Raw genomic sequence first — 17,724 nt, 5'->3', positions numbered from 1 at the left:
GAAACTTTGCTGATTTGACCACTACGTATGCTTGAGCTTGCTAATGGTTTTATAAAGTACTGACAAACTTGCGGCCACGTCATCAATGGTAATAGATTCTGCAGGGTGGTGACTTATTCCGCCCTTACAACGTGTAAACAACATGGCCACAGGGCAAATATCAGCAATAGCCATAGCGTCATGACCTGCACCCGAGGCAAGTACTCTTGGCTTAATTCCGCTTTCTTCTACGCCTCGAACGAGTGCTTCTTTTAGCTGGCTATCGCAATGCACCGCAGGTGCGCTGTGGGTTTGCTCCCGTGTTAGCGTTATTTGTCTTGCATGCGCAATGGCATCAAACTTTTGCAATATTTCTGCCAATACAGAATCTCGCAATTCATCATCTTCGCTTCTGATATCGAGAGAAAAACGTGTGCGACCAGAAATGACGTTAACGCCGTTTGGCGCATTTTCAATTTTACCTACCGTGGCCACAACGCCCGGACGCTGCAAACTAATGCTCTCGACAGCCAATAGCATCTCTGCACTTGCGCACAACGCATCTCGTCGCATAGACATCGGCACAGTGCCAGCGTGACCCGCCATGCCTTCTACTGAAAAATTAAAACGTTTTGCACCTGCAATAGCACTGACAACGCCAACAGGCAGATTTTCTTGCTCTAAAACAGGGCCTTGTTCAATGTGAAGCTCTATGTAGCCCAAAATGTCGGTACGGGAAATGGCGGCACTGTTTACTGCGTCGAAATTAAGGCCGAAGTTCGCCATGGCTTGCTCTAAGTTCACGCCATTTTCATCTTTTAGATGACGCCATTGCTCTTGCCACTTACCGGTGAGCGCGCGGCTTCCTAAAAGGGTGGTGCCAAATCGCGTGCCTTCTTCATCACAAAAACCCACAATATCGATATGAAAAGGGAACTTGGTTTGCGTGCCGTCAAACATAGCGACCAGTGAAATAGCGGCGACCACGCCTAGCATGCCGTCGTACTTTCCGCCGTTAGGCACAGTATCGAGGTGGCTACCTAGAATTAATCGCGGTGCGTTGGGCACGCTTGATGTATAGCGCCCCCATATATTGCCAACGGCGTCTTGCCAGGTTGTCATTCCTGCTTCAATCATCCACCCTGAGGCGAGTTGATTTGCAAGCTTGTGTTGTTCGGTCAAATAGCGCCGGTCTAGACAGGCTGGGTCCTGGCTTAAGGTGCCTAATGTTTCGCACCTTGCCATGACTTGCGTAGCCAATTCAGCAAATTCTGCGAATTCACCCATTGGTGACTCCCGCCGCTTTAGCCTTAGCATAAACGCTAAGCGCAGCATCTACACCTTTACCAGCAGGTAGCGCAAACCCTTGCATACGAAGCACAGTTTCAAGGGACTGGAGGGTATGTAACACGGCATCTTCTCTGGCGTTATAGCCCATAGTGCCAATGCGCCAAATTTTTCCTTTTAGCGGACCAAAACTAGTGCCTATTTCAATGTTAAAACGCAGAAGTAAGGTTTCGCGTACCTCTTCGCCATGAACACCCTCGGGAATATGAACACCTACAACGTTGTACATTTTGTGTTTCAGGTCGCCGAAGGGCTCAAGTCCCATGGCCTGAATACCGGCTAGCATCGCGTCGCCCGCTACTTTGTGACGAGCAATCACGCTCTCCTGGCCTTCTTCTAAATGCAGGCGCGCGCATTCACGGGCGCAATAGAGCATACTGGCCGCTTCGGTGTGGTGATTTAGTCGCTCCTCGCCCCAATAATCCATGATCATGGGCAAGTCGAAGTAGTTAGAACGAATTTTAGGGCCACGCGCAGCTTCATGGTGAGCATCGCGAATGCCGGCTTCAACGTGGTGACGGGTACGCACGGTTTTAACAAACTTGTCGCTTAGTGTAATAGGAGCACTGCCTGATGGGCCTCCTAAGCACTTTTGCAGGCCAACTGACACCGCATCTAATTTCCAAGCATCAACGTCTAGCGGGTTCCCACCTATTGACGCTGTTGCATCGCAGTAAAACAACACATCGTTTGCTTCACAAATCGCGCCAATTTCTGCAAGCGGTTGCAGCATGGTGGTGGACGTATCCCCTTGAACAATGGTAAGCAGTTTTGGCTTTACGTCTTTTATCGCGTTTTCAATTTGTTCAGACGTAAACACTTCGCCCCACGGCACTTCAATGGTGTGAACTTCAGCGTCGGCGCGCTCTGCAATTTCAGCAAGCAAATGCCCAAAACGCCCGAAGATAGGCACGAGGACTTTATCGCCTGGCTCTATTGCCGACACCAATACAGCTTCAATTCCAGCGCGCGACGTACCGTCAACCAAAAAGGTTTGCTGGTTTTTCGTATTGAAAACATCGCGGTAAAATTGCATGACCTCGTTCATGTAGCCAGTCATTACAGGGTCATATTGACCTACTAACTGGGTAGACATGGCGCTTAAGACTCTGGGGTAGCAGTTAATTGGGCCCGGACCCATTAGCAAGCGAGGCGGCGGGGATAGTGGGGCAAACGTTCTGTTAGAAGCTTCTTGAGACATGTGGGCACTCCTAGATAAGGACTTGCGCTAGCATGCGCAAGCCAGTGATGATGAGAACAACGGCGAAGATTTTTTTAAGTAAGCCAGCGTCTAGCTTATTGGCTATGCTTGCACCGACAGGCGCAAATAAAACGGTGAGCGGAACAATGCAGACAAACCCCAGCAAGTTTACATAGCCATACGTAGCGAAGGGCGCATCAACAGGAGTGGTACCAACAAATAGCAGCGTGAGCGCCGCGGGAAGCGAAATAATTAAACCGACTGCAGCAGCGGTGCCCACCGCTTTGTGTGCTGGGTAGTTACAAAATGTGAGAGTCGGCACGGTTAACGTACCGCCACCAATGCCTACCATAGAACTGAATAGCCCAATGCAGGTTGCCATAATCGACTGACCTGCGCGGCCCGGTAGCCCTTTAAATAGCGCGTCTTTCTTGCCAATGAGCATATTAATGGCAGACAAGGTTGCAATAATGCCAAACAGTAAGGTAAGGAACGTCGGGTTAACCGCCGTCACCGCATAGCTTCCGGCAAGCACGCCAATTAAAATGAACACTGCCCACGCTTTTAGCAATGCAAAGTCTACATTGCCCTTACTGTGATGAGCACGAATAGAGCTTACTGAAGTAGGGACGATGGTTGCCAGAGACGTTGCCGTGGCTATAACCATTGCGCTCTCAGGGGACACACCGAGGGCTTGGAACAAGAAAAACAGTACCGGCACGATGACAATACCGCCACCTACGCCAAGCATTCCTGCTAGTATGCCTGCGAACACGCCTGTTCCTGCTAGCGATAATATAACCGTTAGGTTATCCATTAAAAACTGCATGTGATTTCTTTCTCTTTAACGTTTGTTGGTTTAACTATTTGTCAGTGCTGCGTCGTAGCCACTGCGAATAAACTAGCGATGTCCAAAGTAGGCTTTGCCGTCACTTCTTGGGTCGCTTGCGCCACTCACCGTACCTTCTGTGTCGCGAATAATTGCACCAGCATGACCCATAAGTTCGTTGCAAGGATCTACCGTCACCATATCGTGGCCCCGTGCCAGTAAGCTCTCACCTACATACTCAACTAAGTCACGCTCTGCTTTTAAGTTGTGACTCTGATCGCCCCAGGTTCTACCAAGTAGCCAACGGCCGAGGGAAATAGCTTTGGCGATAGGTTGGCCGTGGTAGACATGACGAGCAAACAGCGCCGCTTGGGTTTGAGGCTGACCTTCACCACCCATGGTGCCGTAACTCATGCGTCGACCGTCAACAAGCTCAGCGAAAGCGGGGTTAAGTGTGTGAAATGGTTTCAAGCCTGGGGTCAAATATTGGTTACTGTTTGGATCGAGTGAAAACGAAGTGCCACGGTTGTTCCAAACAATGCCTGTTTGCGGGCTCACTACGCCCGAGCCGAACTCCCAGTAAAGTGACTGTATGTAGCTCACCATTCGGCCTTCAGAATCGCAGCAACCCATCCAAATAGTATCGCCGTGCTTGGCTTCATGGGGCCAAGGAAGTGCTTTATCTAATGAGATGTTCTTCACCATTTCATCAAGCACATCGTCACTTAACAGGCTTTGAAGACTAACAGGCGTACGAGATGGGTCGGTTACGTTCGCGTTACGCGCAATGAAGGCTTGTTTCGTGCATTCAATAAGTAAATGCACCATGTCAGCATCGGTGCTGCCTAAATGCTGAACTTTGTCGTACAAGGCTAAAATAATGAGCGACGCCACACCTTGTGTGGGCGCGGGCAAGTTATAAAGCTTGCCTTTGCTGGTGGACACCGACAATGGCTCAACAATTGTCGCTTTGTAATTGTTGAAATCTTCAAGGCGAATAGGGGAGCCGGCGGCTTCTAAGTCTTCTGCCAGCTGCGAAGCTAACTCACCGTGGTAAAAATCATCTAACCCTTTTTCTGCTAAATGCTTCAAAGTTTCAGAGAGCTTTGTTAGCTTTAAAATTTTACCTTTTTTAAGGGCTTTCCCCTTAATCAAAAACTGAGCGAAATTTTCATCCGCACTTAGCTCTTCAAAGGTTTTGTTGCTGGCATCCACCAAGCTCTGGGTAACTTCAATCCCCCAGTTAGCTTGACTAATCGCTGTATCGAACAATGTACTTAACGGTAAACCGCTTTGCCATTTGTGACTTAATTCAAGCGCGGCTTGCCAACCAGCAACTGCGCCTGCCATGGTTAATGCTGACTTTCCGCCTCGACTAGGTATGGCATCGCTACCCTCGTAGAAAGAAGGTGTGGCGCCCTTTGCTGCTACGCCAGATGCATCAATGCCAATCGGCTTTTTACCAGGTTCACTGATTAGCCAAAATCCATCACCGCCCATGCCATTCATGTGCGGGTATTCAACCGCGATAGAGGCTGCAGCAGCTACCATAGCTTCAATAGCGGTGCCGCCTTTTTCTAATATGTTTAAGCCCACTTGCGATGCCGCAAAGTGAGGGGCAGTAAACGCTATATTTGGTTTTTCACTCATTTTTAATTCCTTCAAAAACTCGGCAACCGCGCAGTCAGTTTAAGCCCAAATCAGGCAAAATGACGGGCGCTTGGGTCTTACTTCCGCTTTCTAGTTTCAACTTGAATGCGATAGGGCGCTAATGCTTTTTTAGGTGCAACTTAAAAAAAACAGGCGCGCTTTACACGTTTAGCGAGTGGTTAGCTTTTTTGCTAACGCGAGAAGTGCAAGATCGTTGCCTTTTTTGCCCACTAGCGATAATCCGCATGGGGCGTTGTGTAGGGTAAACAACGGCAAATGAAGTTGGGGTAATCCCGCAAGCCCAGCTATCGCCGTGAGTGCGAGCAGAGCGTTTCTATCATTTGCCAGCGTTGTTTCATCGGCATCACATCGAGGTGCTACACCGGGTGTCGTGGGAATAATCAATACATCTATTTCTTCAAACAGCGTGTTTAAATGATTGATTACCACAGATTGTTGCGCTCTAGCTTGCTCTACTTCTTGCGTTGTTATGGTTTTACACCAATTCAAGCGCAACATTATATCTTTGGCGATATCGGGTTGAGTGTATTCAATCCATTCGCCATGTTGCTGCCATATTTCATTGCCCTGTAAGGTACGAAAGGTAGCGGCAGTTTGTAAGGTTTTTAAATCTAGCTGTGTCTCTGACAATACAATACAGTCGTTGTTATCTGCCAGCGCTGCAAGCCATGTTTTGCACAGCGATTTGTGAGCGGCCTGCTCAAATAAATGCGCTGCTATGCCAAATCGAGGCGAACCTGATATTTCACTTTGTGTAGCGCTATCTATGCAGACATTGGCAACCTTAGTCAGCGTGTTTAGGTCGCGTGTCATCCAGCCCACGGTATCAAACGACGGAGCAAGTGCCACCATATTGTCGCAGGCCACAACGCCGTGCGTGGTGCGAAGCCCCCATAACCCTTGATAGCTAGACGGTACGCGAATAGAGCCGCCGGTGTCGGTGCCAAGCCCTATGTCGGCAAGGTGCGCGCTAACGGCCACCGCTGAACCTGACGAAGAACCACCAGGTATATGAGCTGGTGCCACTGGGTTTACCAGTGTTTCGTAGTGCTTATTCTGCCCGTGTAAACTGTAGGCAAGTTCATCAGTGATGGTTTTGCCTTTGAACGCGGCACCCGCTTGAAGCATCTTTGCTACGCAACGATTTGTGTTTTTCGGAATCGCGTGTGTGGCTAACCAATCAGGATTTCCTGCTGCGGTTGGTAATCCTTCAATGTGAAACAAATCTTTTACTGCCAGACCTAGTCCGCTAAGCGGCAATTTACTTTGACTTTTTGCCTGATTCAGCGCTTTTCCTGACGCCGAAAATGCGTCATCTTTAACACTACCGTCAAGACTGAATGCGATTTCTAGGTTTTTAATTGCCTGTGTGAACTTGGCATCACAGGGCTTCAGTACAAAAGGAGAGCTCACAGCGCGTTACTTATTCGTTATTGTTTCTTTATTCGTCTTTAGATTAATGAAACAACTGTTTCATTAAAAAGTCAAGAGAAACGAGCGTTACTTCATTGGACATTTTAGTACGTACATTATTTTCTGTGAGTTACATAATTGGTAAAGCGCTGAGTAAATTGATAAAAAACTAGATAAGTTGCTAGAAACCTTGGGGGTTTTGCTTCAGGTATGCAACTTCTTCTGGTGTCGACTCGCGCCCTAAAATTCGGTTGCGGTGGGGGTAGCGGCCAAACATTTCAATAATCTGTTGATGGCGCTTTTCAAAGGTGAATTCTCTTTCAAGGCCTTCTTGTGAAAATAGTTCCAATGCGACGTCGTGGATTGCGAGTGATTCACTATGCATAAACGGCATATACAGAAACGCGCGCTGCTGCGGTGTAAGTACCTTGTCGGCTTCAACACTTACCGCTTCTTGCGCAAGAACCAAAGCAATGCTGTCTGCACTGAATGCATCTTTGTCATTGCGATGAATATTTCGCGAGAATTGATCGAGAAGAATTATTTCGGCAAGACGACCGGTAGCCGTCGCTCGCCAAGGCCACAACTCGCCCTTTATGGCTGCTGCGCGCAATTTTGAAAATCGCGAAGTGATCGTTTTATCTAGTGCTGCATCTTCCTTAAACCATTGCTCTGGGGAGAGTTCTCCAAACCAAAAGTCTAGCACACCGTTAGCTTCTTCCATGACTACTTGCGTTTTATCCATATCAACTCCAACCACACGCTTTTAGCAGTGAAATTAAATTAACAGGTACGTTTTTATGCATTAAAACCCAAAATAAGCGTTGTGAATTAATACTTATACCCATTTTTAAGCGCTTTAGTTCCCTTTACGCTTGCAAAATAACAATTCTCTGCTATCCGCTCTCTTTATAGTATTGCTTAAAAAGTGTTCTGTGGGAAGGGTTAACGCTTTGGACTTTCTAGCTCATCCATTTGAATGTAGATGTCAGTAATCGCGTCGACGCGGTCTGCGGCCTGGCTTCCTAATACTTCGTAGGTAAGGTTACACAGTGATGCAACCAGGCTCATTGGAGCCGCGTAACTATCAAAAGGCGAGTCACTGCCAATGTGGGTAACCAACAGGTGGTCGACATCGTGACGATATCCTTGGCCCGTTGGATCGGTAATTAATACGGTTTTACAGTGTTTAATGCTATTTAAAACAAATTTGAATTGTCGGGTTCTACGACGAAAACCAAAAAGTACGACAAGATCATTTTCGGTCAGGTCGATAATATCTTCACTAAGTGTTTGACCGGGCTGAGGAAGCACACGGACCGACGCACGAATTTGTTTGAGCTGCTGCCTGAAATGAAGTGCAATGGGGTAGGCGTTTCTAAAACCAATCAAGGTGACCTGGCCTGCTGATGCCAGCAATTTAGCAATATCTGTCAACGCCTCTGAGGAAGTGCTATCAAATGTATTGGCCAAATTCTTACTATCATTCTCATGCTGAAGTACACCACTTGAAGGGCTTACAACAGGCACGCCTTGCTCACGTAGCTGAACAAGCGCCTCTTTAGCTTGCTGGTGCGAGTCAAACCCCAGCTGGCGAAAGAAGCGACTGACTGTGGCCTTTGACGTCCCCGTTTTTTCTGCGATTAAAGACGTAGATTGACTTAATACTGCGATAGGATTCTGCTGAATATAATGCGCAATAGCCTTGCCCGAAGGGGACAAAGAGGCATAGTGGTTTTCAATTTGCTGTAAAACGTCGCTAGGGCTATTTTTTGTCATTGGTATCGCCTTATACATCTTATGCAATTATTTCACGACTTTTGTGCGATATACAAACACTACCTGAATTCAACGCGTTCACGTACTTCAAAATAGGTTTTTCGAAGCCGACTATTGAAGTAGAACATTATAATAAGCGTTGTTGCTCATTACTAAAAAACGCTTACAAGTTTCCACTGCTCTTAAAAAACCTTATCTATATAGAGAGTTACGAATGCGCAGTAAAGTATAGGGCTAAAGTAGCACTTAATTAATCACTCATGCTTTGCAAATTGGCACTACACTTTCATAGACATAAACCGTAAAAATTCACAAAAGTGTCATCGGTTGGTAATTACCTTGTTGGTTTAGCATCGATTCTAGTTAGTAAAAACGTTTGGGGAATAGATCAGCGAACCTAGCATGATTGAGAGAAAGAGGTGAGTTGTGGCAAAGCTGTGGTCTGAATTGATCTTGCTCTTTGTGGTGATTCCCTTTGCCGTTCTCTACTGGATAAAGCATTTTGCAAATTATCTCATGCCTATTTTAGGTGTTATGGGACTTTGTTGCTTAGCTATCTTGTTAGCAGATAAGCAATTTAAACGCATTAAATTGTGGCATTGGGAAGACTATCGAACGCATTTAAAAAGTACGTTAAGGTTATTTTTGCCTTGGGCGAGCTTACTGGCGCTGGTAGTTTACTTTTTTAAACCGGAATTGTTCCTACATTGGCCTATGAACCAGCCATGGATGTGGGTAGCTACATTATTGATTTATCCGTTAGTGTCGGTCATCCCGCAAGAGATCATTTTTCGAACGTACTTTTTCCACCGTTACAAGCGAATACTACCTTCGAAATATGCAAGGTGGGCCTTAAGTACTTTTTTATTTGGTCTAGCCCACTTAGTGTACGGTAACTGGATTGCTGTAGTCATTTCTTGGATTGGCGGTGGCATTTTCGGTTATAGGTATATGCAAACTAACTCGACGCCCGTGGTGGTTATAGAACACGCTATATGGGGCAGTTTTTTATTTACCATCGGGCTGGGATCTTATTTAGTTATCGCGTCGTAGTTATTTATATTAAAAACCGAAACACATGAACGCCAAGGAGTGAGGTGATGTTCAGTGCGCAACAAATATTACAACCCTCTATTTTAAATAATCGAGCGGGGCTTTCTTTCTCGCAAACCGACAGCGAACCTTTTATACAAACTTTGCTTCAACAAAGTGACGAAGGTGGCGCAATAAGCAGTTTATCAAGTGCACAGTCGCTACTCTCTCAGCTTTGGGAGAACTTTGTTTATCGATTACCGGGGTTGGCACTAGGCTTAGTTATCATGGCGGCGTTTATCCTTTTAGCGCCGCATATTGCCAAGGTTTTAGTTAAACCGTTAACCCGTACGACCACATCTCCACTGCTGCGCTCAGTCATTCAAAGAAGTGTCAGTTTAGTCTTAATTTTACTCGGTATTTATCTATTTTTGTTCTTAGCTGGGCTCACCGGATTTGCAATCGCGGTGGTGAGTGGTACAGGTGTGGTGGGGCTTATTCTTGGTTTCGCCTTTCGCGACATCGCCGAGAACTTTATTTCAAGCCTACTGCTTACTATTCAACGCCCCTTTAGAATAGGGGATATCGTACAAATCAACGATTTCACCGGCATCATTCAGAAAGTTACGGCACGTGCGACTACACTGGTGGATTTTGACGGCAACCATATTCAAATACCTAACGCGACTATTTACAAAGGGGTAATCAAAAACCTTACGGCCAACCCGCTAATGCGTGGTCAGTTTGTTATTGGCGTTGGCTACGATGCTGATATACAACACGCTCAGCAGATGGCGCAAGAAATTACGTCAGCACAAGACAACGTGTTAATCGACCCTGAACCGCAAATTCTTATCGATGAATTAGGCCCCTCGACCTACAACATCAAGGTTTATTTTTGGGTGGATGTAGAGAAAACGAGTGTACTAAAAATGGCGTCGGTGCTGATGCGTAAAATCACTCAGGCCTTCTTAGAGGCGAATATCAGTATGCCTGATGATGCGAGAGAGCGCATTTTCCCTGAGGGTATGCATATTTATCATGCTTCCGAAAAAGGCGCTTCAAGCGCTAACCCTTCAGAAAACGTAGCAAATGAGTTAAGTGAAAGTACGACAGAACAAAAGAACGTAAAAAGCTTGGATAGCGAAGAGAATAGTGGAGCCACAGAAAATCGAAACGAAAGGTCAAGTGCAAAAGAGGCTGGAAATACGCGCCCACAAGAATCGAAAATCAATGATGATGTGTCTTCCGAAGCCCATGAGATACGAGAGCAGGCTCGGAATTCGAGAGATCCGGAAGCAGGAGAAAATATTCTTTAACATTTGTTATGTGAAGGATTATTGGAATGTGTCATTTGCCCTTTTTCAAATCTAGAAGGGAACCGAACATATTGAACGTGCTTCGGCAAAGCTAGCCAGAGGTGAGGAGATGTTTAGCAAAAGCTGGGCTAGTGGATTTGCTCGTCGCGCTATTAAACAGGCGCGACGGGCGATAGATTACATCTACCAAGGAATCCTTGCCATAAGTTGACATGCGCTTTCATGACGCTGCTGTATTGGTTGAATCCGTCTTGTGACTGTTGCCTGATGTAGCGTTTGAATTCCTCGTGCAGCGACGGCTGCGCAAGCCAGTCTTCCCATAATGGGGCTAGTTTGTAATGGTATTGATTTACCAAACTTCCTACAGGTTGTATTTCCTCAATAAAGAAAAGGTAGAATACATTACGCAATATTTTTGCTTTGTCGCTAGCGCGACCTTCTGGGCAGCTTACAGCATCAAGCTCGGTTTCAAGCATATCCGTAAGCAATGAGAGGTTTTGCGTTAAGGTTTGTTGTGTATGCCAAAGTGTAGCGGGTAACCTGGCTGAGCGTATAATTTTTAGCTGTTGTTCAAGCTCGCTGCTCTCAATAATCTTCTCACTATTATTTTCATTCGTAGCCTCTGTTTCTGTATCGCTCGATGCTGTATTGGAAGAATACACATCGCTCAAGAGCAATTCTTTGTTACTTAAGTTGTTAATATAATAAAGCGCGTTTACGCTAGAAAGTGCGTCTTTATTATTCTCAACTGAGAAAAGACGTTCAGGTGTATTAAGCGCCAGACGCAACTCTTGGCTCCCTTGGACTAGGTTTGCCCACGTTTTACTGTATTCTTGTGTCTTTTGTTCACGCCACGATGCGATGGTTGCTGCCAGTGCCGCGTTTCTCTTGTTAGACTCGTTTTCTTTCGTGAGCGCTGCTTCACAGCTTTTGAGTACAGTAAGCAGCTTGCTCTCATAAACAAGCCGCTGTGATGGCAGCTGACTTTTTCCTAGCGACGTATTGCGTTCGGCAACTACAGTGCCCAGCTCACAATCTTGCAGCGCATAAAACTCACGCAGGTTTATACTCACGCCCTCAATAGCGTGTTTAAGCGTGGCGGAGTCAGCAAGTTTGGGAAGCGGGGTGGTAATCTTATCGTTAAACGAATCGGGGAGGGGCGTATCGAGTACACGCGAGAGTCGTGCGGCGTAATCGTCAATGCTTTGCTTTACGGTACTACCGCCAAAACAGCCTAGCAAAGCAAACATGGCAACACTGATGACACCAGCGCGGCAAGCGTTTCTTAGTTGCGAAACTTTTAGGTGCCATGGTTTCGCTTGGGAAATATTCACGCGGAGGCACCAGTATGAAGTCCGCGCCCGCCATCGACATAAATGATTTGTCCAGTGATGTAAGGGGCCGATGCCAAGAACGACAATGTTTTAGCAATGTCATTTGGTGTACCTAGTTCACCCAGTGGAATACTCGATATCAGTTTGTCTTTTTCGTCCTCGTCCATTTCCCGTTCTGGCCACAAAATTGCTCCTGGCGCAATACCATTTACGCGAACGTTGGGGGCTAAGTCTATAGCTAACGATTGGGTTAGTGAGGCAAGACCGGATTTAGCAATGAGGTAAACACTGTGTTTGGGGAGTGGACGGTCAATATGCATGTCGACCATATTGATAATGCAGCCTTTACTTACCGCTAATGCGGGGGCCAATGTTTGTGACAAAAACAATGGCCCCTTCACGTTACTGCCTATCAGAGATACCCAGTCGTCTTCTGAAATTTCGCCCACCGGAGTGGGGTAAAAACTAGAAGCATTATTTACTAAAACGTTTATCTGACCCCAAATGCCTAATGCTCGCTGCCCAAGTGCACTTACTTCGTCTGAATTACAAAGGTTGGCTTGAAGACAGGTAGCAGAGTCCTCCCGTTGACTATTTAGCTTTTCAGCCAGTGCAAGTGCCTCGTCTTTAGAATGCCCATAATGGATAATAACGCGATAGCCTTCGCTATGAAGCTGACATGCCATGGCGGCGCCAATTCGCTTTGCTGCCCCGGTAATGAGTGCTACAGGGCCTGAGTTTGTCATAATAAAAGCTACTCTCTATTTAAAATCGACTTATATCTATTTACAGTTTGCGGTGCTTTCTTTCTTAATCCGCAGGTAAAACGGCTGATGGGCAACAAATGCAAGCGAATTTGTTTGTCACATCAATGCTTGTAAATGTCATCTATTATTTGTTTGGCTTGCGTAATGTAATGCGCGCCGAATAATAACCCGTGATTTAAAATATGGTAAAGCTGGTAAATTGGTTTTCTTAATCGGTAATTTTTTTCAATTGGGGTGTGTTGATGGTAACCCTCAAAGAATGATTGGGGAAAGCCACCAAACAATTCGGCCATGGCAAGGTCGGTTTCCGCATCGCCAACATACACAGCGGGGTCAAATAACACCGGTCCTTTTTTATTAAAGCCTGCATTGCCCGCCCACAAATCGCCATGAAGTAGTGAAGGGTGGGGTTGATGTAAGCTCAAGAGATGTCTTACTCGAGTAACAATATCGTCTATATTGCCATCTCCGCTTTTCCATGTACCAATTGATGCCAAGCGTTCTAGCATGCTACCAATCCGTTTTTCCGCAAAAAAGTCAGCCCAAGACGCCATTCTTCCATTGGTTTGTACACTGGCACCAATGTAATTGTCATGCGGCCATCCATAGCTGGTGTAGGCGTTAACCGCATGAAGTGCAGCGAGCTGCTGCCCTAAAATGAAATAGTCATTATCAGTAGGTTCAATAAATCGAACGTGAGAAAGTACCAAATATTCCATATTAGGCGTTTCATTGGCTGTAATTCCATGGCAAATGACTCGCGGGGTAGCAATGGTTTGCGTGTTAGCGATGGCCGCTAGTCCTTCGGCTTCATGAGATAATTGCTGAGTATCATCATATTTGCGGGTTTTAACAAAGTAGCGATGGGTCGTATCTTTTATGATGTAACTTTCGTGTGTATCTCCGCCACTTACTCGTTCGGCTTTTTGGCAGCTAAAAAACTGCTGGGTTTCATCTGAAATATGCTCGCTGATAAAATGCCACATATTGCACGCTCTGCTTGTTTTAATGCTTTTTTCAAGGCGATTGGAGTGTTGAGTGACTACTTTCCTATGGCACACTAGAACACCAGCGAAGAGCCAGTCCTGCAACCTTTATCGCCTTACACTAAAGTATGGGATAAAAACGGTGAAATGCATAAATTCCTACTCAAAATCTTCCTAAACGAAATCAAACCTTCACAAATTAGCCAATAAAGGCTTTTCGATATTGAAGTTGCCCCTACACTGGTTATAATCCACAACTTGCTTTAATACTGAGAAAACTCAGTAAGTTCGACGCGTATACAGTTTTGCAGTACCAATGCGCTGTATTTATTTGCTGTACTTTAGTCGCTTCAAATAAAGCAAGTTTCGAGTGCTATAAAGCACGATTAAATTTTCAAAAATATGCATGTGGCGCAGAGTAGGCGTCACCACTGTAAAGGAATTAAAATGCCTGTAATTACCCTTCCTGATGGAAGCCAACGCGCTTTCGATAACGCTGTTTCTGTACTAGATGTTGCAAATGATATTGGCCCTGGTTTAGCCAAAGCAACCATTGCAGGAAAAGTAAACGGTGAGTTAGTTGACGCCGTTGATATGATTGACGCGGACGCACAACTTCAAATTATTACTGCAAAAGACGATGAAGGTTTAGAAATTCTTCGTCACAGTTGCGCGCACTTGTTAGGTCACGCTATCAAACAACTTTGGCCTAACACCAAAATGGCTATCGGCCCTGTTATCGACAACGGTTTCTACTACGATGTTGATATGGAAGAAAGCCTAACCCAGGAAGATTTAGCCAAACTAGAAAAGCGTATGCTTGAACTGGCTAAAACCAATTACGACGTGGTTAAGAACAAAGTTAGCTGGCAAGAAGCACGCGATGCATTTGAAGCGCGCGGTGAAAGCTACAAAATGGAAATTCTTGATGAGAACATCAGCAAGGACGACCGCCCAGCACTGTATCACCACGAAGAATACACAGATATGTGTCGAGGCCCTCACGTGCCAAACATGAAGTTCTGCCATCACTTCAAACTGATGAAAGTGGCAGGTGCTTACTGGCGTGGCGATAGCGACAACAAAATGCTTCAGCGTATTTACGGTACTGCGTGGGCAGATAAGAAGCAGCTTAAATCTTACTTACAGCGCTTAGAAGAAGCTGAAAAGCGTGACCACCGTAAAATTGGTAAAGCACTTAACCTTTTCCATTGGCAAGAAGAAGCGCCGGGTATGGTGTTTTGGCACAACGACGGTTGGTCAATTTATACCGAGCTTGAAAGCTACGTGCGTAAGAAACTACGCGAATACGGTTACGACGAAGTAAAAGGCCCATTAATGATGGACCGCTCGCTTTGGGAAAAGTCAGGTCACTGGGACAAATACGCTGAAAACATGTTTACGACTGAATCTGAAAAGCGTGAATATGCCGTTAAGCCAATGAACTGCCCAGGCCACGTACAAATTTTCAATCAAGGTTTGAAATCGTACCGCGACCTGCCTCTTCGTATGGCTGAGTTCGGCTGCTGTCACCGTAATGAACCATCGGGCGCACTACACGGCTTAATGCGAGTTCGTGGCTTTACGCAAGACGATGCTCACATTTTCTGTACTGAAGAACAGATCCTAGAAGAGGTGAGTGGCTGTATTAAGATGGTGTACGAGACATACGCTGCGTTTGGTTTCGAAAATATTAAAGTTAAGCTGTCTACTCGCCCAGAAAAGCGCGTAGGTGCTGACGAGATTTGGGACAAATCAGAAGCTGCGCTTGCAGATGCACTTAAAGCCAATGACATCGAGTTCGATTATCAGCCTGGAGAAGGTGCGTTCTACGGACCAAAAATTGAGTTTACGCTGCACGATTGCTTAGACCGTGCATGGCAGTGCGGTACCGTACAGCTAGATTTCTCAATGCCAGGTCGCTTGGGCTCTACTTATGTAGCAGAAGATGGCGAACGCAAAGTGCCGGTTATGATTCACCGCGCTATTTTGGGTTCACTAGAACGCTTCATTGGAATTTTGACCGAAGAATTTGCAGGTTTCTTCCCGCTCTGGTTGGCTCCTCAGCAGGTTGTGGTAATGAATATTACCGACAAACAAGCTGAATATGCCTCAGATTGTGTAAAAAAACTGCAAGAATTAGGTTTTAGAGCAAAGTCTGACTTGCGAAATGAGAAGATCGGCTTTAAAATCCGCGAGCACACTTTGAAGCGTATTCCGTATATGCTAGTTGTGGGCGATAAAGAAATGGAAGCGGGCGAAGTAGCAGTGCGCTCTCGTCGCGGCGACGACCTAGGCAAAATGCGCCTGGAAGACTTTATTGCCATGGCTCAACAAGAAGTTGTTGAAAAGACGATTAAGTAGTTGAGCAAATTGTGTATAATACACAATTAAGGTGTCTGCTTTGGTTTTACTTTGGGTCAACCGACCTCCCAAAAGCAGGCAAAAGAATTAAATGTTTGGAGGAATAGCACATTAAAGGCGCTAACAACAAGGCTCAGGGCGACAAAGCCCGCATTAACGATGAGATTAAAGCCAGAGAAGTAAGATTAATTGGCAAAGACGGTGAACAGGTTGGTGTGGTTTCTTTAGCAGAAGCTACTCGTAACGCAGAAGAAGCGGGCCTAGATCTTGTAGAAATCAGTCCGAATGCCGAGCCGCCAGTCTGTAAAGTTATGGACTATGGCAAATTCCTCTTCGAAAAAAGTAAAGCTCAAAAAGAGCAGAAGAAAAAACAGAAGCAAATTCAGGTCAAGGAGATTAAATTTCGCCCTGGCACTGATGAAGGCGATTACCAGGTCAAACTGCGCAACCTGCGTCGCTTTCTTGAAGGTGGTGATAAAGCCAAAGTTACGATCCGCTTCCGCGGTCGTGAAATGGCGCACCAAGACATCGGTATCGATTTACTAAACCGCGTTAGAACCGATTTAGAAGATATCGCTACATGCGAGTCTTTCCCACGTCGTGTGGAAGGCCGTCAGATGATCATGGTGCTAGCCCCGAATAAGAAGTAGTAACGGTCTAAAGTTTTAAGGAATCTGCACCCTTAAACACCTTGCTGCTAAACATTAACCGGTATGAAGTGACTGCAACACGAAAAATACCGATATTAAACAATGCGGAGTTTTAGCAATGCCTAAAATGAAAACTGTAAGCGGTGCCGCCAAACGTTTCAAGAAAACGGGTTCTGGCCGCTTTAAAAGCAAACAGTCTCACTTACGTCACATTCTGACTAAGAAGAGCTCTAAGCGTAAACGTCACCTTCGTGGCAAAAAACTGGTTCATGACTCTGATACCAAATTGGTTCAGCGCATGTTGCCTTACGTATAAGACTTAGGAGACTGATTAATGGCTAGAGTAAAACGCGGCACTATCGCACGTGCTCGTCACAAAAAAGTCCTCAAGCAGGCAAAAGGTTATTACGGCGCACGTTCACGTGTATATCGCGTAGCGGTACAAGCTGTAACTAAAGCTGGTCAATATGCTTACCGTGACCGTCGTCAGCGCAAGCGTCAATTCCGTCAACTATGGATTGCACGTATCAACGCTGCTGCTCGTCAAAATGGTATGTCATACAGCCGTTTCATTAACGGTTTGAAGAAAGCGTCTGTTGAAATCGATCGTAAGATCCTTGCCGACATCGCAGTACATGACAAAGCAGCTTTCAGCGCACTAGTCGAAGCGGCTAAAGGCGCATTAGCTTAATTATTAACTAATTAAGTTTAAGTTCTTTCGGAAAAAGGCGAGCAGGATGCTCGCCTTTTTTCGTTTCTATGTCCCGTCCTAAAATACGTTGACATAAAGAGGATTTCTTTATGACAACTTCAAGTAATCAAAGACCTAAGCGCACACAGCGTGACTACACATTAGCTTTTAAATTGGGTGTGGTTGAGCGTGTAGAAAAAGGCGAATTCACTTATAAACAGGGACAAGCTCACTTCGGAATACAAGGAAGGTCGACGGTATTAGTTTGGCTCAGAAAGCATGGTAGACTCGACTGGTCGAAACCATTTCAGCATCCACTTATGCCAAGTTCAAAAGAAACACCAGCCGAAAAAATAAAACGC

General features: G+C 45.8%; 16 protein-coding genes and 1 pseudogene. 7 read left to right on the top strand and 10 right to left on the bottom strand.

Annotated features, from left to right (window positions below; genetic code table 11):
- Positions 1 to 21 precede the first annotated feature (21 nt).
- From MHN02_RS11215 to MHN02_RS11185, 7 genes are all read right to left on the bottom strand, one after another.
- Positions 22 to 1,266, bottom strand: coding sequence for an allantoate amidohydrolase (locus MHN02_RS11215; RefSeq protein WP_014949087.1), 1,245 nt, complete (start codon positions 1,264 to 1,266; stop codon positions 22 to 24).
- A complete protein-coding gene (locus MHN02_RS11210) occupies positions 1,259 to 2,527 on the bottom strand; it encodes an alanine--glyoxylate aminotransferase family protein (protein ID WP_239246116.1) in 1,269 nt (422 codons plus the stop codon). The genes MHN02_RS11215 and MHN02_RS11210 overlap by 8 nt, the downstream gene beginning before the upstream one ends.
- Before the next feature lie 10 nt (positions 2,528 to 2,537).
- On the bottom strand, positions 2,538 to 3,356 hold the full coding sequence (locus tag MHN02_RS11205) for a sulfite exporter TauE/SafE family protein (RefSeq protein ID WP_014949089.1): 819 nt from the start codon (positions 3,354 to 3,356) through the stop codon (positions 2,538 to 2,540).
- A gap of 72 nt (positions 3,357 to 3,428) precedes the next feature.
- A complete protein-coding gene (locus tag MHN02_RS11200) occupies positions 3,429 to 5,006 on the bottom strand; it encodes a gamma-glutamyltransferase family protein (protein WP_039227171.1) in 1,578 nt (525 codons plus the stop codon).
- Between the two features lie 168 nt (positions 5,007 to 5,174).
- Positions 5,175 to 6,440, bottom strand: coding sequence for an amidase (locus MHN02_RS11195; protein WP_239246114.1), 1,266 nt, complete (start codon positions 6,438 to 6,440; stop codon positions 5,175 to 5,177).
- Positions 6,441 to 6,621: 181 nt separating this feature from the next.
- Positions 6,622 to 7,185 (bottom strand): DUF924 family protein, encoded by a 564-nt coding sequence (locus MHN02_RS11190; RefSeq protein ID WP_039230097.1) that lies wholly within the window; start codon positions 7,183 to 7,185, stop codon positions 6,622 to 6,624.
- Positions 7,186 to 7,385: 200 nt separating this feature from the next.
- Positions 7,386 to 8,219 (bottom strand): MurR/RpiR family transcriptional regulator, encoded by an 834-nt coding sequence (locus tag MHN02_RS11185; RefSeq protein ID WP_039230095.1) that lies wholly within the window; start codon positions 8,217 to 8,219, stop codon positions 7,386 to 7,388.
- A gap of 426 nt (positions 8,220 to 8,645) precedes the next feature.
- On the opposite strand from MHN02_RS11185, the gene MHN02_RS11180 reads away from it, so the two are divergent.
- The gene (locus tag MHN02_RS11180) at positions 8,646 to 9,272 is read left to right on the top strand and encodes a CPBP family intramembrane glutamic endopeptidase (RefSeq protein ID WP_014976215.1); all 627 of its coding nucleotides are present in this window, start codon (positions 8,646 to 8,648) and stop codon (positions 9,270 to 9,272) included.
- Between the two features lie 47 nt (positions 9,273 to 9,319).
- Positions 9,320 to 10,570, top strand: coding sequence for a mechanosensitive ion channel family protein (locus MHN02_RS11175; protein WP_239246112.1), 1,251 nt, complete (start codon positions 9,320 to 9,322; stop codon positions 10,568 to 10,570).
- 152 nt (positions 10,571 to 10,722) lie between these two features.
- Here MHN02_RS11175 and MHN02_RS11170 read toward each other — a convergent pair whose 3' ends face one another.
- From MHN02_RS11170 to MHN02_RS11160, 3 genes are all read right to left on the bottom strand, one after another.
- On the bottom strand, positions 10,723 to 11,820 hold the full coding sequence (locus MHN02_RS11170) for a DUF3080 family protein (RefSeq protein WP_275444900.1): 1,098 nt from the start codon (positions 11,818 to 11,820) through the stop codon (positions 10,723 to 10,725).
- Positions 11,821 to 11,900: 80 nt separating this feature from the next.
- On the bottom strand, positions 11,901 to 12,650 hold the full coding sequence (locus MHN02_RS11165; RefSeq protein WP_131136258.1) for a pteridine reductase: 750 nt from the start codon (positions 12,648 to 12,650) through the stop codon (positions 11,901 to 11,903).
- Between the two features lie 122 nt (positions 12,651 to 12,772).
- A complete protein-coding gene (locus MHN02_RS11160; RefSeq protein WP_239246108.1) occupies positions 12,773 to 13,657 on the bottom strand; it encodes a fructosamine kinase family protein in 885 nt (294 codons plus the stop codon).
- Positions 13,658 to 14,104: 447 nt separating this feature from the next.
- On the opposite strand from MHN02_RS11160, the gene thrS reads away from it, so the two are divergent.
- The 5 genes and pseudogenes from thrS to MHN02_RS11135 form a co-directional block, all read left to right on the top strand.
- Positions 14,105 to 16,021: a threonine--tRNA ligase gene (thrS, locus tag MHN02_RS11155; RefSeq protein ID WP_039230082.1), complete on the top strand. Its 1,917-nt coding sequence runs from the start codon at positions 14,105 to 14,107 to the stop codon at positions 16,019 to 16,021.
- A 110-nt stretch (positions 16,022 to 16,131) separates the two neighbouring features.
- Positions 16,132 to 16,671: a translation initiation factor IF-3 gene (infC, locus tag MHN02_RS11150; protein ID WP_239246306.1), complete on the top strand. Its 540-nt coding sequence runs from the start codon at positions 16,132 to 16,134 to the stop codon at positions 16,669 to 16,671.
- A 118-nt stretch (positions 16,672 to 16,789) separates the two neighbouring features.
- Positions 16,790 to 16,987 (top strand): 50S ribosomal protein L35, encoded by a 198-nt coding sequence (rpmI, locus tag MHN02_RS11145; protein WP_012518091.1) that lies wholly within the window; start codon positions 16,790 to 16,792, stop codon positions 16,985 to 16,987.
- A gap of 18 nt (positions 16,988 to 17,005) precedes the next feature.
- Positions 17,006 to 17,362 (top strand): 50S ribosomal protein L20, encoded by a 357-nt coding sequence (gene rplT / locus MHN02_RS11140; RefSeq protein ID WP_012518092.1) that lies wholly within the window; start codon positions 17,006 to 17,008, stop codon positions 17,360 to 17,362.
- A 110-nt stretch (positions 17,363 to 17,472) separates the two neighbouring features.
- A pseudogene (locus MHN02_RS11135) lies at positions 17,473 to 17,724 on the top strand (IS3 family transposase); the annotation flags it as partial.

It is taken from the genome of Alteromonas sp. CNT1-28 (genome assembly GCF_022348345.1).
Taxonomy (GTDB): Bacteria; Pseudomonadota; Gammaproteobacteria; order Enterobacterales; family Alteromonadaceae; genus Alteromonas; species Alteromonas macleodii.
Note: the sequence above shows the minus strand (reverse complement) of the source record. Positions and strands in the feature narration are given on the sequence as shown.

Bases quoted from the DNA above. Each gene is read 5' to 3' on its own strand.
- MHN02_RS11170 (WP_275444900.1), bottom strand. From the start codon at position 11,820: ATGTTTGCTTTGCTAGGCTGTTTTGGCGGTAGTACCGTAAAGCAAAGC.
- thrS (WP_039230082.1), top strand. From the start codon at position 14,105: ATGCCTGTAATTACCCTTCCTGATGGAAGCCAACGCGCTTTCGATAAC.
- MHN02_RS11160 (WP_239246108.1), bottom strand. From the start codon at position 13,657: ATGTGGCATTTTATCAGCGAGCATATTTCAGATGAAACCCAGCAGTTT.
- MHN02_RS11215 (WP_014949087.1), bottom strand. From the start codon at position 1,266: ATGGGTGAATTCGCAGAATTTGCTGAATTGGCTACGCAAGTCATGGCA.
- MHN02_RS11200 (WP_039227171.1), bottom strand. From the start codon at position 5,006: ATGAGTGAAAAACCAAATATAGCGTTTACTGCCCCTCACTTTGCGGCA.
- MHN02_RS11190 (WP_039230097.1), bottom strand. From the start codon at position 7,185: ATGGATAAAACGCAAGTAGTCATGGAAGAAGCTAACGGTGTGCTAGAC.
- MHN02_RS11205 (WP_014949089.1), bottom strand. From the start codon at position 3,356: ATGCAGTTTTTAATGGATAACCTAACGGTTATATTATCGCTAGCAGGA.
- MHN02_RS11175 (WP_239246112.1), top strand. From the start codon at position 9,320: ATGTTCAGTGCGCAACAAATATTACAACCCTCTATTTTAAATAATCGA.
- MHN02_RS11165 (WP_131136258.1), bottom strand. From the start codon at position 12,650: ATGACAAACTCAGGCCCTGTAGCACTCATTACCGGGGCAGCAAAGCGA.
- MHN02_RS11210 (WP_239246116.1), bottom strand. From the start codon at position 2,527: ATGTCTCAAGAAGCTTCTAACAGAACGTTTGCCCCACTATCCCCGCCG.
- rplT (WP_012518092.1), top strand. From the start codon at position 17,006: ATGGCTAGAGTAAAACGCGGCACTATCGCACGTGCTCGTCACAAAAAA.
- MHN02_RS11185 (WP_039230095.1), bottom strand. From the start codon at position 8,219: ATGACAAAAAATAGCCCTAGCGACGTTTTACAGCAAATTGAAAACCAC.
- rpmI (WP_012518091.1), top strand. From the start codon at position 16,790: ATGCCTAAAATGAAAACTGTAAGCGGTGCCGCCAAACGTTTCAAGAAA.